The 15,452-nt window shown below is 65.7% G+C and carries 16 protein-coding genes; 3 read left to right on the plus strand and 13 right to left on the minus strand.

The features are described from left to right. Positions 1–382 precede the first annotated feature (382 nt). The 8 genes from ACFYP0_RS18880 to ACFYP0_RS18915 all read right to left on the minus strand — a co-directional run bounded on the left by ACFYP0_RS18880 (position 383) and on the right by ACFYP0_RS18915 (position 6,909). The gene (locus ACFYP0_RS18880) at positions 383–1,819 is read right to left on the minus strand and encodes a tyrosine-type recombinase/integrase (protein WP_386996911.1); all 1,437 of its coding nucleotides are present in this window, start codon (positions 1,817–1,819) and stop codon (positions 383–385) included. Then, on the minus strand, positions 1,816–2,001 hold the full coding sequence (locus ACFYP0_RS18885; RefSeq protein ID WP_030329852.1) for a helix-turn-helix transcriptional regulator: 186 nt from the start codon (positions 1,999–2,001) through the stop codon (positions 1,816–1,818). The genes ACFYP0_RS18880 and ACFYP0_RS18885 overlap by 4 nt, the downstream gene beginning before the upstream one ends. Next, complete coding sequence (locus ACFYP0_RS18890) at positions 1,998–3,752, minus strand: replication initiator (protein WP_386996913.1); 1,755 nt, start codon at positions 3,750–3,752, stop codon at positions 1,998–2,000. The genes ACFYP0_RS18885 and ACFYP0_RS18890 overlap by 4 nt, the downstream gene beginning before the upstream one ends. Continuing rightward, a complete protein-coding gene (locus ACFYP0_RS18895; RefSeq protein WP_386996915.1) occupies positions 3,749–4,291 on the minus strand; it encodes a DUF2637 domain-containing protein in 543 nt (180 codons plus the stop codon). Before ACFYP0_RS18895 ends, ACFYP0_RS18890 begins: the two co-directional genes overlap by 4 nt. Next, complete coding sequence (locus tag ACFYP0_RS18900) at positions 4,288–4,476, minus strand: hypothetical protein (RefSeq protein ID WP_151496821.1); 189 nt, start codon at positions 4,474–4,476, stop codon at positions 4,288–4,290. Before ACFYP0_RS18900 ends, ACFYP0_RS18895 begins: the two co-directional genes overlap by 4 nt. A 3-nt stretch (positions 4,477–4,479) precedes the next feature. Next, complete coding sequence (locus ACFYP0_RS18905; protein WP_386996918.1) at positions 4,480–4,746, minus strand: hypothetical protein; 267 nt, start codon at positions 4,744–4,746, stop codon at positions 4,480–4,482. After that, positions 4,743–6,338: an FtsK/SpoIIIE domain-containing protein gene (locus ACFYP0_RS18910; protein ID WP_386996920.1), complete on the minus strand. Its 1,596-nt coding sequence runs from the start codon at positions 6,336–6,338 to the stop codon at positions 4,743–4,745. The genes ACFYP0_RS18905 and ACFYP0_RS18910 overlap by 4 nt, the downstream gene beginning before the upstream one ends. A 175-nt stretch (positions 6,339–6,513) precedes the next feature. Then, the gene (locus tag ACFYP0_RS18915; RefSeq protein WP_091402451.1) at positions 6,514–6,909 is read right to left on the minus strand and encodes a transcriptional regulator; all 396 of its coding nucleotides are present in this window, start codon (positions 6,907–6,909) and stop codon (positions 6,514–6,516) included. A gap of 776 nt (positions 6,910–7,685) precedes the next feature. Between ACFYP0_RS18915 and ACFYP0_RS18920 the strand changes: the two genes are divergently transcribed. Then, entirely contained in the window at positions 7,686–8,129 is a 444-nt protein-coding gene (locus tag ACFYP0_RS18920) for a hypothetical protein (protein ID WP_196919831.1), read from the plus strand. On the opposite strand, the gene ACFYP0_RS18925 is transcribed toward ACFYP0_RS18920, so the two are convergent. From ACFYP0_RS18925 to ACFYP0_RS18940, 4 genes are all read right to left on the minus strand, one after another. After that, entirely contained in the window at positions 8,119–8,895 is a 777-nt protein-coding gene (locus ACFYP0_RS18925) for a glycosyltransferase family 2 protein (protein ID WP_386996923.1), read from the minus strand. The two genes, ACFYP0_RS18920 and ACFYP0_RS18925, sit on opposite strands and share 11 nt — an antisense overlap. After that, positions 8,883–9,704: a GntR family transcriptional regulator gene (locus ACFYP0_RS18930; protein WP_386996925.1), complete on the minus strand. Its 822-nt coding sequence runs from the start codon at positions 9,702–9,704 to the stop codon at positions 8,883–8,885. The genes ACFYP0_RS18925 and ACFYP0_RS18930 overlap by 13 nt, the downstream gene beginning before the upstream one ends. Before the next feature lie 149 nt (positions 9,705–9,853). Then, positions 9,854–10,099 (minus strand): precorrin-4 C11-methyltransferase, encoded by a 246-nt coding sequence (locus tag ACFYP0_RS18935; protein ID WP_366337949.1) that lies wholly within the window; start codon positions 10,097–10,099, stop codon positions 9,854–9,856. 91 nt (positions 10,100–10,190) lie between these two features. Next, positions 10,191–10,328, minus strand: coding sequence for a hypothetical protein (locus ACFYP0_RS18940; protein ID WP_386996928.1), 138 nt, complete (start codon positions 10,326–10,328; stop codon positions 10,191–10,193). Positions 10,329–11,077: 749 nt separating this feature from the next. On the opposite strand from ACFYP0_RS18940, the gene ACFYP0_RS18945 reads away from it, so the two are divergent. Then, complete coding sequence (locus tag ACFYP0_RS18945) at positions 11,078–11,500, plus strand: GntR family transcriptional regulator (protein WP_386996930.1); 423 nt, start codon at positions 11,078–11,080, stop codon at positions 11,498–11,500. 129 nt (positions 11,501–11,629) lie between these two features. Here the strand turns inward: ACFYP0_RS18945 and ACFYP0_RS18950 are convergent, their stop codons facing one another. Then, the gene (locus tag ACFYP0_RS18950; RefSeq protein ID WP_386996932.1) at positions 11,630–12,775 is read right to left on the minus strand and encodes a DNA cytosine methyltransferase; all 1,146 of its coding nucleotides are present in this window, start codon (positions 12,773–12,775) and stop codon (positions 11,630–11,632) included. A 126-nt stretch (positions 12,776–12,901) separates the two neighbouring features. Between ACFYP0_RS18950 and ACFYP0_RS18955 the strand changes: the two genes are divergently transcribed. Beyond that, positions 12,902–15,163, plus strand: coding sequence for an ATP-binding protein (locus ACFYP0_RS18955; protein WP_386996934.1), 2,262 nt, complete (start codon positions 12,902–12,904; stop codon positions 15,161–15,163). Positions 15,164–15,452: the final 289 nt, after the last annotated feature.

A 15,452-nucleotide genomic window follows, 5' to 3' on the forward strand; every position in this document is an offset into this window, starting at 1 on the left:
CCAGTAGTCGAGGAACGCGCGCTTGTGCCCGACGAGGTCTTCTCGACGAAGACCGGCCGCGTCCCACAATCCGCGAAGGTCATGTCCGGCTTGCCCTGACCGCGGGAACGGCCTGCTGGACCGGCTGAGGAGATCTTTTAACTTGCACTCGATGACGTAGCCGGCTAGATACAGGGCGCCACACAGGTGACCCCCGTCGGCCAAATGCCTCGCCTCGGTCGCGCGCATCCGCGCCGCGTCCTCGTACAACCCATGACCCCTCTCCCGCCCGACGCCCACCACCGTAGGCCCTCAGGCCTCTACTTCGGAATGCTCCCTCGGCTCCGCAACCTCGAAGAAGGCGCTTGAACGCCCCGTTCGTTTACGGCATCCGGCGGGCCCATCATCCGAGCGCGTCGCCGATCTTGTCGTTCATGGTGTCGTCGCCGCCATCGATGCAGTTGGCATAGACCCGAAGCAGAACGGCGACGCCGTGTCCCAGGCGCCGGGCGACCTCGGTCGGCGGGACGCCGGCATTCAGCCAGAGCGAGGCCGCCGCGTGCCGCAGGTCGTAGGGCCGGCGGACGAGCGGCGAGGCGACCTGTGATTCGGTCAGCGCCCGTTCGCGGGCGAGCTTCCACCACCGGTCGTAGACCGACTCGGAGAGCGGTCCACCGTGCAGGCCCCGGAAGAAGCGACCGTCCGGGCCGACCCCGTGATTCTCGACGTGCGCGCACAGCAGCTCGACGAGCCGGGGCGGGATCGGGACCGTACGAGTCTCAGCCCTCCCCCGGTGCTTGAGTCCCCGCCGCTCGTGGGAGCCGCCATCATCGGTCCAGTGCGACCCGGCGCGCGGCGAGGTGCCGGCGAGCACCAGACGGCCCCAGCGATATTCGATCTTCTCGTGGTCGCAGGACCGGGAAGGCTTGACCGCCGCCAGGTCGTCGAAGTCGGCCCCGCAGTCGGCGCACCGGCCGGCTAGGTCGCAGTCTTCTCGCCGCAGGTCTGCCGCTTCCGAGGGCCGCATCCCTGCGTAGTAGAGACAGCCGAAGAAGGCCGTGACCTTGTCAGCCCGTTTGCCGAGAGATTTCACCGCCTCCAGCAGCGTGGAGACCTGGGCCGGGTTCGCCACCACCCGCCGGTCGATCGACTGTGCAACCTCGGGCGCGGTCCACTGGACCCGGTCGACCGGGTTGGAGGCGACCAGCTCCAGCTCGACCGCGTACCCGAGCACGTTGTAGAAGGTTGCCCGCTTCCGCTGGACGGTGGAGGCAGCCGCGGGCTTGCCGTCGAGGCGTACGCACAGGCTGTCGAGAACACGGCGGACCATCGCGGGCGAGTCCAGCTCGACGACTGGGAGGGACGCGGTTTCCAGCCAGGCGAGCGCCGCTGCGTGTTCGGGCGGGATCTCGTCGGACCAGCGGCGTGGGTTGAGGCCGTAGAGGTACAGCGCCTCACGGAGCAGCGCGTCAGTCGGTCGGCCCCGCTTTGTCGGACGGGTCAGTGTCACCGTGATCGAGGTCAGCGCTTCGACGATCGAGCGCCGGGTCTTGGCCGCCGCCCGGGGCCACTTCATCTCGACGTACGCGCGGCTGTGCGCGTACCAAGTGGTTGGGTTCTTGGTTCTGGCTTCGGCCACCGGGCGCCCGGTGGCCGGGTCGAAGGGCTCCCCCGCGTTGGCCGCCTGGACCAGCTCGGCGCGGAACGAGTGCGCCAGGGCCTTGGTACGGAACATGTCCTCGAAGCGTTGGCCGCTCACCGCCCAGCGGACCCGCCACGGCCGAGCCTTCCGGTCAGCGCGCTTACCGATTTCCCATATCTGGACCTCGTAGCTCTTCATGCGGCGTCCTGCTCCAGGTCGCCGAGCCACCGACCGAGCGCCGACCGGCGGACCCGCAGCTGCCCGTTCGGGAGCTTGATCACCCGTGGTCCCTTGCCGGTCTGCCGCCAGTAGAACCAGGTCGAGCGCGGTACGCGAAGTTCGGCGAGCACTTCCGGCACGGTCAACAACTCCTCGTTCACTGCGTTTCCTCCCCGTCGTGCTGTGCGCTGTGCTGAGTTGCCGAAAGATCTGGAGATCCCTGCGCGGCCCGGTCCTTGGCGGCGAGCAGTTCGGACCGCCAGCGCGCGCGTTCGCTGATCGACCGCATGAGCCGGTGGGTCATCGGGCCGACATCGGGGTCATCGGGTCGGGCGAGTTCCCAGGCGTGCCGGACTCGTTCGGTGGTGTCGCCCTGGTCGTCGACGAGCTGCGTGCCGTCGGTGGTGACGCCGAGCAGCGCTCGGACCCAGGCCCGCGCGTCGTGCTTGTGGTCGGCGAGGGTCTTGCCGGACCAGTCGCGGGAGATGAGGATGCGCCGGCCGCCGATGCCGAGGGTGTCGCGCTGGTGGACCTTGCCCCTGCAGCGGCCCGGCTTGAGCTTGGCGTGTGCCTTTTTCGGCTGGACGCCGTAGAGCAGCCAGTTGGCGCACCGGTCGGTGCAGGGGGTCAGCTGGAGTTGCTGCCAGAGCCGGTCGAGGTGCTTGCGTTGCCGGTCAGTGGTGGCCTTGTGGCAGTCGCCGGTGTGCTTGGTGATGTATTTCGTGACGTACCGGATGGTCCGCTCGGCGTCCTCGGTGCCGGGCATGACGCCGCGGGCGTCGACCTGGGCGCCGAAGCGCACGACGTGCACAGGCTCGGCGTCCGGGTCGTCATCGATGGTGTCGAGGGCTTCCGTCCAGGTGGTCAGCGGCTCGCGGCTGGCCGGGTCTACCCATGTCGCCGCCTGCTCGTCCCAGATTGGGAGCCGGTCGAGGGTGTAGCGCTGGACGTCGACCGCGGGCCACCACACCTGGTGGTAGGTCGCCGCCGCCACCGTGCGCAAGACGTCCCGGGGGATGGTGCCCCGGATGGCGAAGTGAGCGTGTGGGGCGAGTCGACGTTGCGGCTCGACGCAACCGGCGTACTGGACGTTCCAGCCCTCGCACCGCCGAAGGTTCTGCCAGAACCGGTCGAGGAGCCGAGGGAAGTGCACGGCGTCCCAGGCGGCGCGGCGGTAGTCGTAGCGGGCCGGGTTGACCGGGGTGCCATCGGGGCGGACCGGGCCGTACGAGTCGAGGGTGAGGGTCAGCCACATGGACGGTTGGTAGGTGGAGCCGTCCGGGGCGGTGTAGGTCTTGCCGACGGTGCGGCGCTCGACCTTGCGCCGGGGCAGTTCGGGGGCATCTTGGCGCCGTTTGGTGGAGCGCTTGCGCCGTGGGCCGGGCTCGTCGTCCTGGTCCTCGTCGTCGCTGGCGTGCGGTGGCCCGACGCGCCCGCGCAGGCCCTCAGCGGCGATGGCTTCCTCTACCTCGCGGATAGCCTCGTCGAGGTCGGCCACCTGGTCCCACTGGGCCGCCCTCACCGCCTCGTCGCGGGAGAACTCCAGGTGCGCGCGGAACAGGATCAGGGACTTCTGCGCCTCGGTTGCGGGTTCCGGACCGGGCAGCGGTTCGTCGTCGCGGTGCCAGCCCTCGCGGATCTGGGCCTGCCGAAGGCGGCGGTTCTTCTTGGCGCACGGCGCGCACTTGTCCTCGCGGGTGGCCCCGCAAGGCAGGTCGATGACTTCGGTCAGGCCGGTGTCAAGGTCGGTACGGCGCATGGCGAGCGGGCGGACGCAGACGCCGTACTCGATGGCGATGTCCTTGAGCACGTCGATCGAGCGGGGTAGCGCCATGCGGGCCGCCCGCGACCCCGGCCGAGGAGCAACCGGGGTCGGGGCGGGTTCGAGACCGGGCAGGGTTGGTGCCGTCATCGGATGATCCCGACGACCTGGGGCCGGTTGGGCTGGATGGCCTTGATCGGAGGCAGCACCGCGGCTGATGCCGGCGGCATCACCGGAACCGGCGGGGCGGGTTCGACAGGCTGCGCCTCGTCGTACCAATCGCCCTGCGGCTGATCGGGTTCAGGAGCCGGCGGGACGGTGGGTGCACTGGACAGGACAACCTTCACCAGGGCGAGGAAGGCCAGCGACGGCACCGCCGCGACGATCCAGCCCCAGACGGACGGTTCGGCTTCGGCGACCTGGGCGGCGAGGGAGAGCAGCGCGAACGCGATCAGGAGCACGCCGACCAGGCCGACAGGTCGGCCGACGCGGCGGCGGGCGCGGATTTCCAGGCCGAGGTAGATGGCCATCAGCTCGACGGCTACGGCGTTGGCCCAGCCGATCCAGTCGGGTTGGCCGTGGGCGACGGTCAGGTCGTGGACGTGGGTGAAGGCGGCGGCGCCGGCCATGGTGCCGATGGCGAGCAGGATCAGCACCCGGACGCCGGACTCGGCGCGTTCGCGGATCATCGGCCGCTGCCGTTGTCGCGGATGGTCAGGATGATGCAGATCTGCTGGCCGTTGAGGTCGCGGCGGCGGTTGACCATGTGCGCCAGGCCGTGCAGAGCACCGGCGAGCCGGTCCGGGGAGCCGTTGAGTTCGATGTGCAACGGCTTGAGGCGGTGGGTGCCGAGGAAAAAGCTCTTGAGGGACATCGGTTACCTCCGGGCCGGAGCGACGCGAGTACGGATGTGGTCGGGTGGCTCGCCGAGGGAGGCCACCGCTTCGGAGAGGCAGCGCCACAGGGCCCACGCCTCGTCGGGGGTCAGGTACATGCGGCGTCGGCCGCCGCCGACGGCGAGATAGACCGGGTACGCGTCGGGCCGGGCAGGGTCGACGCGCACGGACACAGCCGTGCTGCTGGCACCGTCGGTTCCGGGTGCGCGCAGCCGGTAGAAGGTTCGGCCGTCGGTCGGGGCGGTCACCGCGGCTCACCCCCGTCGGCGTCCCGGTCGAGGATGTTCAGCAGCGAGTCAGGCAGCAGCGGTCCGCGACGCTGCCGGGGCAGAGGAGGCCGGGTCGGTTCGGTGGCGGTCTCCCGGCCAACCTGGGCGAGGATGTCCGCCGCGTCGGCCGGAGCCGGGTACTCGGCGGCCAGCTCCCGAATGTGGTCGTCGGAGATGTAGGAGAAGCGGACCCGGGCCGGTTCGGGGGTGCCGTCGAGGATCACGTAGCCGACGCCCTTGGCCCAGCGGGGCATCTGGTCGGCGAGGGCACCCCGGTTGCGGGCACCGTCGCCCAACACGAGGTCGACCTGAGCGGCCTCGGTCAGGCCGAGCGCGATTCGGGTCGGGAACAGGTCCCGGAACGGCAGCACCTCCTTACGGGGGTCCTGCAACGCGGCCACCACCAGGACACCAACGCCGGCACCCTGCGACAGCAGCAACCCGAGCGACCCGGCGATGCGCTTACGTAGGTCGACGTCCTGGAGGTACGCGGTCAGTGCCGCCATCTCGTCGATGACGACCACGACCAGGGGGTCAGCCAGGGTCGGAGTGTGGACCCGCACCGCGCCGGCAAGGCGGGTCTGCCGCTCCCGCATCACCGTGACGGCCTCGTCGAGCAGGTCGGCCATGGCCTCGAACGACTTGCAGGCGAACCGCGCGAACAACGGCCGCCCCATCGCGAACTCCATGCCGCCCTTGGGATCGATCACCCACAGCCGAACCAGCCCGGAGGAGATCCCACCGGCTAGGACGCGGACCAGCGACCACAGCACCGAGCCCTTTCCGGAGCGGGTGGCGCCGCCAATGAGGACGTGCGTGGCGAGCAGGTGCAGGCACCAATGCCGCAGGTCTTCCCGTCGCGCGAGCGGGAGCGCGGTGAAGTCGGGTACCGACGGGACGTCGAACGGGTCGACCAGGGTGCGCAGCGCATCCGTACGGACCACCACCAGGTAGACCACCGACGGCCGGTCCCGGAACCGCAGCCGGTCCACCGCGCCCAGGACCAGTGCCCAGTAGCCCGACCGGATCGGCGGGTCATCGGGGCGCTCGGAGTAGACCCGGGCGTGGCGCCGGCCGAAGGCGTACGCCAGGTTCGCCGTCGCTTTCTGGAATTCCTCCGGGGTCTGGCCGCGGACCATGCGGATGGTCAGCACGTCGAGCGCCTGATCCGAGCGGACCCTCAGCAGCTCCGGCAGGACAGTGCGATGGTCGTACACCTTGGCCAGGCCGCAGAGGGTCATCGCTTCGCGCCACGCTCGCCGGTAGACGAAGAGTTGACGGAATCGGCCGAGGATCGGCCCGGCGCACCAGGTCCACCAGGACGATTCGTGCCGCCACCGCCACAGCGCCGACACGGCAGCGGCCAGGACCACGGGCACGATCACGCCGGCCCGGCCGAACTCGCGGTAGAGGCTCACCCCGGCCACGAGCAGGCCGACGGCGATCGGGTGGCGAAGACACCACCACAGGCCCCGCCACAACCACCGCAGCACCAGGCCGAGCGCGATCAGCCAGACCGGCAGCTCCAGGCGACGCGGCCGGATCACCATCAGGTCCCCGGCGGTGGTCATCACGACCTCGCCGCGCGGCCGGCGGATCATCGCGCACCCGCCACTGTGGGCCGCCGCAGGACGGCAGGCATACGCTTGGACACGTCACTACCTCTCTCGACAGAGCAGGGGAAAGAGACAGAGGGCGGGGCTGCCGTCCGCCAAGACCTGACAGCCCCGCCCCCACCAGATGCGGCTACTGCGCCGCCTTCGTCGCCACGCCTGCCGGGGCACGCATCCCGGTCGCCCGCAGCGAATACGCCATCCGACCGTTGTTGCCCACGTACGGCGTGACGGTCATGCCGTCGAACTCCACCGCCTCGAACAGGCCACCCGTCGGCGGCACCGGCTGGTAGTCCGCCGAGATCTTCACCGTCGTCTCTCGCGACCGCTTCCCCAGCTCCGGGTCCAGGTCCATCACCCGGACCTGCCACACCCGCTGGCCGGTCAACTTGTCCTTCGCCGGGCTACGCCGCCCGGTCTTCTCGTCGTAGTCCTCAACCTCGCCCAGAGATTCGGGCACCAACGCGCACCCCGCCGGGAACACGTCCTCACACCGCACCGCGAACCTCGTGCCGCCACGCAGAGCCATCGCTCAACCTCCAACTTGTTAACTTGTCTGCCAAGTTGCGTCCAAGTTAGACGGCACTTGGCAGACAAGTCAACAACCGCAGTGAGGCGAATGCTGGTAGGCCCGAGTGCCGTAGTGCCGCACAGCGAGGTGCTGGCCGATGCGCGGCCAGCGACCAGGCGCAGCAGCCCAGAGGCATCCACCCGCGCGACCCGCCGCCACCTCGGCGCCTGCGAGGTCGCCCGCGGCCGAGACGGGCAGTCCGTTAAGTCCTAATTACAAGTCCCGGAAACTGCATCGAGCCATGCGCTTAATAGAGAAAGCGTGGGATTTCAAAATTAATTGAAGTACAAGGCCCTGGAATGAATTGACCGGCACCCCCCTATTCCAAGCCCTCCTCCAGCCCTCTGCCACCCCCTGAGCGGGCTTGCGCCACCGTTGTCACCAGCTCTCTTCCGAGGCTAGGCTTTACGCATCGACGGACGCATGTCCGCGTTTCCCGAAGATCACATCAAGGAGATCCGTAATTACTATGCCCTACTTTCTAAGCAACTGGGACACATTCCTAATTTCCATTATTCGCTTCGCCCTCGACCTTATGGTCAGCCTTCCAACAGGCGGCCTGGCGGTCCTGACCATAGTCATCATTATCAGGATTCGTTTCAAGGTCGTCTTATCTGCAAGAATTGGTGGATGCATAGCAGCTCGCGTTGGCAACCAGGCATGACGCGAGCGCATCCTGCTCTTGACCAGATCCACAAGTAGGCTGGAAGCTCTGGATGGGGTATAAGCACCTTATGGCATCCCATCCAGAGCTTCCCGCAGTTGACGAGAAGCATTCAAGGCCTGACGGGCTAGACAACAAGACGATCGAGGCGTTGGGCGAACTGAGCAAAGCGTTGGAGACAATCCACCGCGTGCGTGGTCACCTGTACTCGGCGCACCAGCTCGTCGGCGGCGCAGATCTCACCCTTGACCGGGTGGTGAAGCTGCTCCGCGAGGCCGGGCACGACGAGATGGCCGACCGAGTCGAGCACGAGCTGTTGGGGCGCAACGTGCTACCCGGGCGGTGGACGTTCCAGATCGTGGAGGAGTTCGACGACGGCTACTACGCCGCGTTCCAGGAGATCGAGCGGGACGCGCGGGAGAAGCTGGCCGGCGGCCGGCGGCACATCTTCGAGGCGGAGATGAAGGAGCGGCGGCGCACCCACGGGATGCCGGGGCACGAGGCTACGCCGTAGCGGTGCCGTCAAAGCCGTTTGGGATCATCGAGGTCAGGGCGTTGGCTCGGGCCTCGATGATCCGCATCCGTGCCAGGTACTCGGCTGGTTCCCGGTGTGCGGCCTGGCTGGTGACCTGGCCGGGCCACTTGCGGTAGAGCAGGCCGTACTCCCGGGTGAAGTAGCCCGGCATGACCGCGTTGGCGGCGAGCAAAAGGCCGGTGTCCTCCGAGGCTGGTAGGGCCATCCAGCCGCCCAGGGCGAAGACGAGATCCCGCCGCAGGCACAGGGTCGCCGGGTGCACCGATGCTCGGTAGTCGTTGGCCTGCCAGAACGTCAGGACCGAACCGCGGTCGATAACGCCGCCGGCCGGGTCCTTGTCCCATCCGGCGGTCGATCCGTCGGGGAGCAGGTCGAGTACCCGCGAGGTGGTCCAGCCGATCTGCGGGTGCGCATTGAACGCGGCGATGTCCCGGGCGAGTGCGCCGGGGGTCAACTGGTCGTCGGCGTCCAGCACCTTGATGAGTTGCCCGGAGACTCGGGAAAGAGCGAGGGTACGGGCAACACCAGGCCCACCAGGTCGGCCCGTGCCCAGACTGACCCGGGGATCTTCAGGCAACGCGTCGACCAGGGCGCCGGTCTGCCCGTCCTCTTGGACGAGCCATTCCCAGTCCCACCCGGCCGGCATCTCCTGCTTAACCAACGACTCGTAGGCGCCAGCTAGATGCTCGATGCTGGGCGCGTGAACCGGGGTGATGACCGAGACGAGCTGCGTCAAATTTTCCACCGCTGGAGTTTGTGGGAGTAGACAAGCTCGGTGCGGTCGCCCGGCATCACCACGTCGGCGACCTCGACGACCCGGCCCGTGGTGTCGGTCGAGGTCTTCCGCACGGTGAGCACGGAGACGCCCGGGTCGATGTCCAGCAACTCGGCCTCATCGGGCGACGGCGGGCGGGCGCGGATCTCGTCGTCGATCCGGTCCAACTCAATGCCGAGCGTGTGGAGCTGGTGTTGCGTCCCGCCCGGCCACGGCTCCTTGCCTGCGTCGAGCAGGTCCGGGTTCGCGGCCACCAGGTCATAAGGCAGGTAGGAGTACGACACGGTCAGCGGCGCGTTCTCGTGCCGAGACGACGTCCAGTAGACCCGGCGCAGCAGGGAAGTGCCCGGCTCGACTTGCAGGGCCGCCGCCATCTCCGCGTCAGCTTCGACCCGGGAGTATTCGGCGTGGAACTTCAGGTCGTCGACGGTCAGGCCGGTGTCGTGCTCGGTGGCACCGGTCTTCAGCCGCTCGTCCTCGTCGAGCAGGACGCGATCCTTCTCCCACTGGTACCGCTCGGTGTTGCGACGTCGTACCCGCTGGCGGGGTGCCCGCACGTAGGTGCCGCGCCCCTGCTCCGCACGAACCAGGCCCCACTCCCGGAGCTGCCGGATGGCGTTGCGGACGCTTGTGCGCGACAGGCCCGAGGTGTCGGCCAGCTCGGTCTCGCTGGGCATCAGAGTGCCGGGGGCCAGTTCGCCGCTCACGATCTTCGCCCGCAACTCTTCGGCGAGTTGCAGGTAGCGAGGGCGCCAGTCCCGGCCTTGCACACCGGTCACCGTACCCCCTAGACGTTCCAACGTCTGCCAGGTGGTCCCGCCGGCGGGCCGCTCAGGAACCGGCGGTACGGCTACCGCTGCTCGCGGTGGACGTACAGCGCGCAGACCAGGAGTACGAGGAACGGCTGAGCCCCGACGGGTGTTGGCGTTCACCGCGTCTCTCCGGCCCGCTCGCCGCCATCCGCCGGTGTCAGCATCTCCAGCTGGGCGTAGACCAGCTCGTCAATGAGCCGATCCACCTGCGCGGGCGACAGGAGTACGGTCTGCGTCGCGCCGTAACGGGTCGCGTCGAGCTTCACGGCCAGGTCCCGGCGGGCGAACCGGTCAACGACCAGTTGGACGGTGACCCAGCCGGTCCGCTCCCGTCCAATGGTGGAGAGAAGCCCGCGGTGCATCGGGTCGTTCGGTCCACAGCCTCGACACCACACCGGGCACACGACCGGCGCAATCGACGACGGGGACGCCCTCTCTGGGATGGCAGCACCCTCACTCATCGCCGGCCCCCTGCTGCCCGGTGGCCTGGGCCAGCGATCCGCGAAGTTGCTCGACCAGTTGGGCCGCCTGCGGCAGGGACAACTCCGCCCAGGCGTTCCCGGCCCGGCACGCTATGTGAACACCGACCATGGGACCGCCCAGAGCCTCACTGCTGATGAGGTACGTGACGACGAGCCCGCCTGCCCGACTGTCGCCGGCCCGTTGCATTGGGCCGCGATGACGGCGAGCCATGTGCGTCATCACTGGTGGCACCAGATAGCCGCAGCGATCCGGGGCGCACCAGTCCGGATGGCTCGTGACGGCGCCCGGCTTGTTCGTACGACTCATCGCGGCCACCGCCCGCCGTTACCTCGGTAGAGCTGGGCCCGCGTCATCAAGGGCGCATACCGGAGCGCAGGCAATCCACGAGTGGTGCCCGTCGACCACCACGGCGAGGAGGTCGTAGAAGCCAGGCGCGGACTCGACGGAACGTTGCTGGTGGCACTCCGGGCAGATGGGCGTCTCCGAGACCACCAGGACGAGAGCCAATGGTGTCGACGATGGGAGCCGGACATCGCACCTCCACAAGTAGGCGGGGACCGGTGGCCAGCCGCGGGGGAATGCCGCCGGCCACCGGCCCGGATGAAGGCACGGCGCACCGTCCGACGCCGGACGGGTCGGGTATCGCCGAGCCAACTTGTATGCGCGGCTACCGCAACCGGTCCGACAGGACGCCGCGCATCAGGTGCGACCAGGGTCAGCGCGAGACCACCCCTGACACGAGCCGTCGCCCCAACCGCACATAAGGAAACGTATCTACAAGTGGACGAGTTGTCTAGACGTCGAAACGGATCACTTGGTTGGCACTTGGTAAGACAAGTGCCAGGTACGGTGAACAGGTGCCCACCCCGCACTACGGACAGCCGCGGTACCGCTTCATTGCCAGTGATCTACGGGAGCGCATCGAGAGCGGTGCCATCCCGCCTGGCTCCCTCCTGCCAACTGAGAGCGCACTCACTGCCGAGTACAGAACAAGCCGAGGCACCGTCCGCCAGGCAATAGCTGCACTACGAGATGATGGGCTGGTCGCAACGGAGCACGGCCGAGGAACTGTTGCGCAAATGCGCTCCATCGACAATCCCTTGCCTGAGGGTCTGGAGATAGAAACCCGCCAACGAACAGTGGCCGCCAGCACCGAGCTGGCGAGGCTATTCGGGGTCGATGTCGATACTCCGTTGCTTGAACGCGAAACCATTGCGCGGAGGCATGAAGCAGTCGAGTCAGTTACCAGGATCTACCATCTGCCAACGCAGGTGGTATAGAGCATCGCGAACGCCATTACGAGCTTTCGGACGTCCGCCACGGGCCTCACGCACTGCGACCGACCTTAGTAAATCACCGGAGGCGGTCGCTGACGCTTCGGCTGGGCCCGCACAAGGCAACTGGGCAAGCTAACTCAGGGGCGAAGCAAGGGGGTCGCTGCCAGACGCCAAGTTGAGGCAGACGGACCGGGTCTCGCCAAGCTGCAGCTGTGTCGACTCTCCGACTAGCGGATCGGGACCTGCTTGCAGCAGGCGAAGAACAGTCGCCCCTAGCGCCTCGGCCATACGAACCGGAACTGCATTTCCTATCTGCCGTTCGATCGAGCCAAAGTTGCCTTTGAACGTGTATGTCGACGGGAACGTTTGGAACGCTGCCGCCTCTCGAAGCGTAAGGCCACGATGCTCTGTTGGATGGATGAAGGAACCACAGGCCGGCGTCGCGCATCTCGTAGTCATTGTGGGGGCGGGCTCGTCTAGGCGCACCCGGCCATAAGACGCAGTTGCGTTCCTGACACGCAGATTATCGTGGCAGGCCAACCGATGCTCCGGTGGGAGATCGAAACGGTTACCGCCTACAGGGACCGCTTTAATACGTGCAAGGACCTTTGCCGAATGAGCGCGATGCTTATCCAGGTGGTTGCCTACTTCGCGTTTGGCAGACAGCTGCTCCAGTGCGGTCCGCACGGTCGCGGGCTCTTGCACGAACCACTCACCAAGGAGATCAGGGAGACGTTCGGGGAGAACAGTGCGGCGACCGCGGATTGCCAGCATGATGAGCCGACGTCTCCGCTGAGGCACACCGACCCAAGCAGCGTCGAGACGGAAGGTCTTGATTTGATAGCCAAGTTTTCGGAGAGCCTCCTGAACGCGGCTAAATCGCGCGTCCCTCTCAAGCCCGGGTACGTTTTCTAACAACACAGCGGAAGGCCTGAAGGCTCGCACGAAGCGAATAACATCGAGCACCAGGTCATTTCGGTTGGTTGCTTGATCCGATTCGCCACCGGGACCTAGTGTCGAGAATCCTTGACAGGGCGGACACGCCTTCAGGAGTGTCAGCTCCCCAACCTCTAGGCCCAGGTCACGGAGCATGCCCGCCGCAGTAAGCAGTCGAATGTCACGATCCCAAAGCCTGACGTCGGGGTGATTTGCTTTATAAGACGCAGCAGCATCGGGATCGACCTCTACAGCCCCAATGACGTTGAATCCGGCCGACCGAAGACCCTCAGTGGCGCCGCCGGCACCCGCGAACAAGTCGATACATGTCAAGCGGGTCACGGGCGCATGCTACCTGATCAAGGACAGGAGGTGTACCCCCCACGCGCCGTAGTGGACAGTGCACAGAGGGGTAGCGGCCAAGCTCCTGATCGGACAGGATGCATGGTCCGACGGCAAGGAGGTCTAGTGGGCGAGATCTATCAACCTGGAGAGGCTGACGGCAGAGATGGCTCCATGCAACCAGACGGAGCCACCGAAGCCTTAGCTAGCCGGCAGGTACCGTCTGCGCGCACCGCGCCTGACCAGGCACCTGCCGCGCCTAAGTACACCATGAAGATCAGTCGGCTTACGATCGACAAACTAGGCATCAAGCTCTATGACCGGGTCACCGCCGTGCTTGCCGAGCTCATCGCGAACTCCTATGACGCCGACGCGGAGACCGTCACCATCGCCCTGCCTTGGGGAACGCTGCTGGCCCGCACGGGCAAGTCCGGTCCTGGCGAACACGTCAAGCTCGCCGATGGCGGCGACGGTACCGCTGTAACGGCCAAACTATCCGACCCGCAGGGATCGCTCCTTAGCAGTGATCAAGCAGGTGGAGTGAATGGACACGGGCACGGGCACGAAATTCTCATTGTAGACGACGGCCACGGTATGACTGCCGAGGAGCTAAACAAGCACTATCTTTCGGTTGGCGCCGACCGCCGGAAGCGAACGGGCAGCGACAAATCCCGCTCCCGTCATCGACCAGTGATGGGCCGCAAGGGAATCGGCAAGCTTGCCCCGTTCGGAATTTGCGGCACCGTCGAGGTGATAACCGCTGGCGGTGACCGAACGCCGCAGGGCTACCGGGTATCGCACATCATAATGCGACTGTCAGAAATGCTTGCTGACACCGACGACGAATACAATCCGCAACCGGGCGAGTTTGACGCTACTTACGCAAATGATCCGGGCACTACCGTTAAGCTCAGAGATTTTTTTAGAAAGCGCGTCCCCAGTCGGGACGAACTTGACAGGCAACTGTCCGCTCGATTCGGCCTCAGTCGAACCGACTGGCTCGTCAGAGTCGTCAACTCGCTGCAAGTCGATCAGTCCTTCGAGCTGGGCACCCTAAAGATCGACTTCATGGACGACACCTATACAGATGTTTCCGACACGCCAGTGAAGTTCGAGGAGAACTTCCTACCTGTTACAGGCTTTGTAGCCTACTCGAAGAAGCCATATAAGGACCCCGCCATGGCTGGTGTCCGGATATATGCGCGAGGCAAGATCGTTGCCCAGACACGTGACTTTGATATCGGTGCGGGCTTCACTGGCGAATACACCCTTAGGTCATACCTAGTAGGCGAAATTCATGCTGAATGGCTAGACCAAGAGGATGACTTGGTGCGCTCTGACCGTCAAGACATCATCTGGCATACGGATCAAGGTGAGGCGCTGCGGACCTGGGGACAGAAGTTGATCAAGGTTCTCGCTAAACGCGGCGCTAGTGCGATGAAGAAGGAGAAGTGGGCGGAATTCGAGAAGAAGTCTGATCTCAAAAAACGCCTCGACGAAACAGCACCTAATGAGCCAGAGCTGAAGAACTCCGTGACGGAGGCGGCAAAGCTGCTTGTCAAGGATATCGATCCGGAGGCTCTTGAAGATCAAGACCATGTCAACCGCCTTACCGATCTCGCATTCTCCATCGGTCCACACCAGACTCTGCTCGGCACCCTTAGGGAAGTCTCCGAGACAACTGCAACAACCGTTGATGCCGTCATGGCGCTCTTCCACAGGGCAAGGATGGTTGAGATGTACTCACTCGGCCAAGTGGCCGAGGAGCGGCTTGACGTAATTGCGAAGTTGGAAGAACTAATTGCCAACGGGGCGACCCTCGAAAGGCCGCTGCAAGAACTCATCGAGCAGGCGCCTTGGTTGCTGGCCCCAGAGTGGACGCCCCTCGGAATGAACGAGTCTCTGAAGCGGGTACGAGCGAGCTTCGAAAGTTGGTATGAGAAAGTATTCCGGAAGCCCGTCGTTACGTCTGCTATAGACAACGAGCGGAAGGAGCCTGACTTCGTCATGCTCAACGACGCCGGAGTCCTCTGGATCGTCGAAATCAAGCGCCTTGAGTACCATTTGACCGACGAAGAGTACCAACGTGGGTTCGGCTACCTTGTTGCATTAACCAAGTTCCTTGACGCCAACAAAGAGCTTGGCGATCAATTCCCTATCCGAAGACTAACTTTCGTCTCGGACTACACCGACAGACTCAGTCCTGTCTCCCTCTCGTCCTTGAATTCCGACACTCGCGTATCCCACCGCACGTGGCACGAACTGCTGGATTTCACTAAACGAGCACACCGCGATTTCCTCGAAAGAGTAGAGGCCTCTGGCATTAGCCTTCGGGCAGACGAAGTCTCCCTTGATGAGGACGCCCTATTCGAAGATCCACACAGCTAACTCCAGTGGCATGGCTATTGCGGTGATCAGCTACCGGCGCCGCCTCGATCGCGGACAGGGGGCAAACTGGCCCCTGCTTCTACGAGTGGGTGTCAGACGCGTACGGCAGAGTCGGTGATGTTCGAAGGCGGGAGCTGGAGCTGACTGCGTGCTTCACCAAAAGCGCAGCCACGCAAGTCAACGGAGGCAGGGAGCGTTGATCAAGAGCGTTAGATACGGCTCCGGCGACAACTCAGTGCTGCGACTTGTCCTCTACAACCAGTGGGGGCGCAAGTGCTACTGGTGCCAC

The sequence above is a fragment of the Micromonospora arida genome (genome assembly GCF_042873195.1).
Classification (GTDB): domain Bacteria; phylum Actinomycetota; class Actinomycetes; order Mycobacteriales; family Micromonosporaceae; genus Micromonospora; species Micromonospora arida.

Bases quoted from the DNA above. Each gene is read 5' to 3' on its own strand.
- ACFYP0_RS18880 (WP_386996911.1), bottom strand. From the start codon at position 1,819: ATGAAGAGCTACGAGGTCCAGATATGGGAAATCGGTAAGCGCGCTGAC.
- ACFYP0_RS18890 (WP_386996913.1), bottom strand. From the start codon at position 3,752: ATGACGGCACCAACCCTGCCCGGTCTCGAACCCGCCCCGACCCCGGTT.
- ACFYP0_RS18895 (WP_386996915.1), bottom strand. From the start codon at position 4,291: ATGATCCGCGAACGCGCCGAGTCCGGCGTCCGGGTGCTGATCCTGCTC.
- ACFYP0_RS18900 (WP_151496821.1), bottom strand. From the start codon at position 4,476: ATGTCCCTCAAGAGCTTTTTCCTCGGCACCCACCGCCTCAAGCCGTTG.
- ACFYP0_RS18910 (WP_386996920.1), bottom strand. From the start codon at position 6,338: ATGACCACCGCCGGGGACCTGATGGTGATCCGGCCGCGTCGCCTGGAG.
- ACFYP0_RS18915 (WP_091402451.1), bottom strand. From the start codon at position 6,909: ATGGCTCTGCGTGGCGGCACGAGGTTCGCGGTGCGGTGTGAGGACGTG.
- ACFYP0_RS18920 (WP_196919831.1), top strand. From the start codon at position 7,686: ATGGCATCCCATCCAGAGCTTCCCGCAGTTGACGAGAAGCATTCAAGG.
- ACFYP0_RS18935 (WP_366337949.1), bottom strand. From the start codon at position 10,099: ATGCACCGCGGGCTTCTCTCCACCATTGGACGGGAGCGGACCGGCTGG.
- ACFYP0_RS18940 (WP_386996928.1), bottom strand. From the start codon at position 10,328: ATGGTCGGTGTTCACATAGCGTGCCGGGCCGGGAACGCCTGGGCGGAG.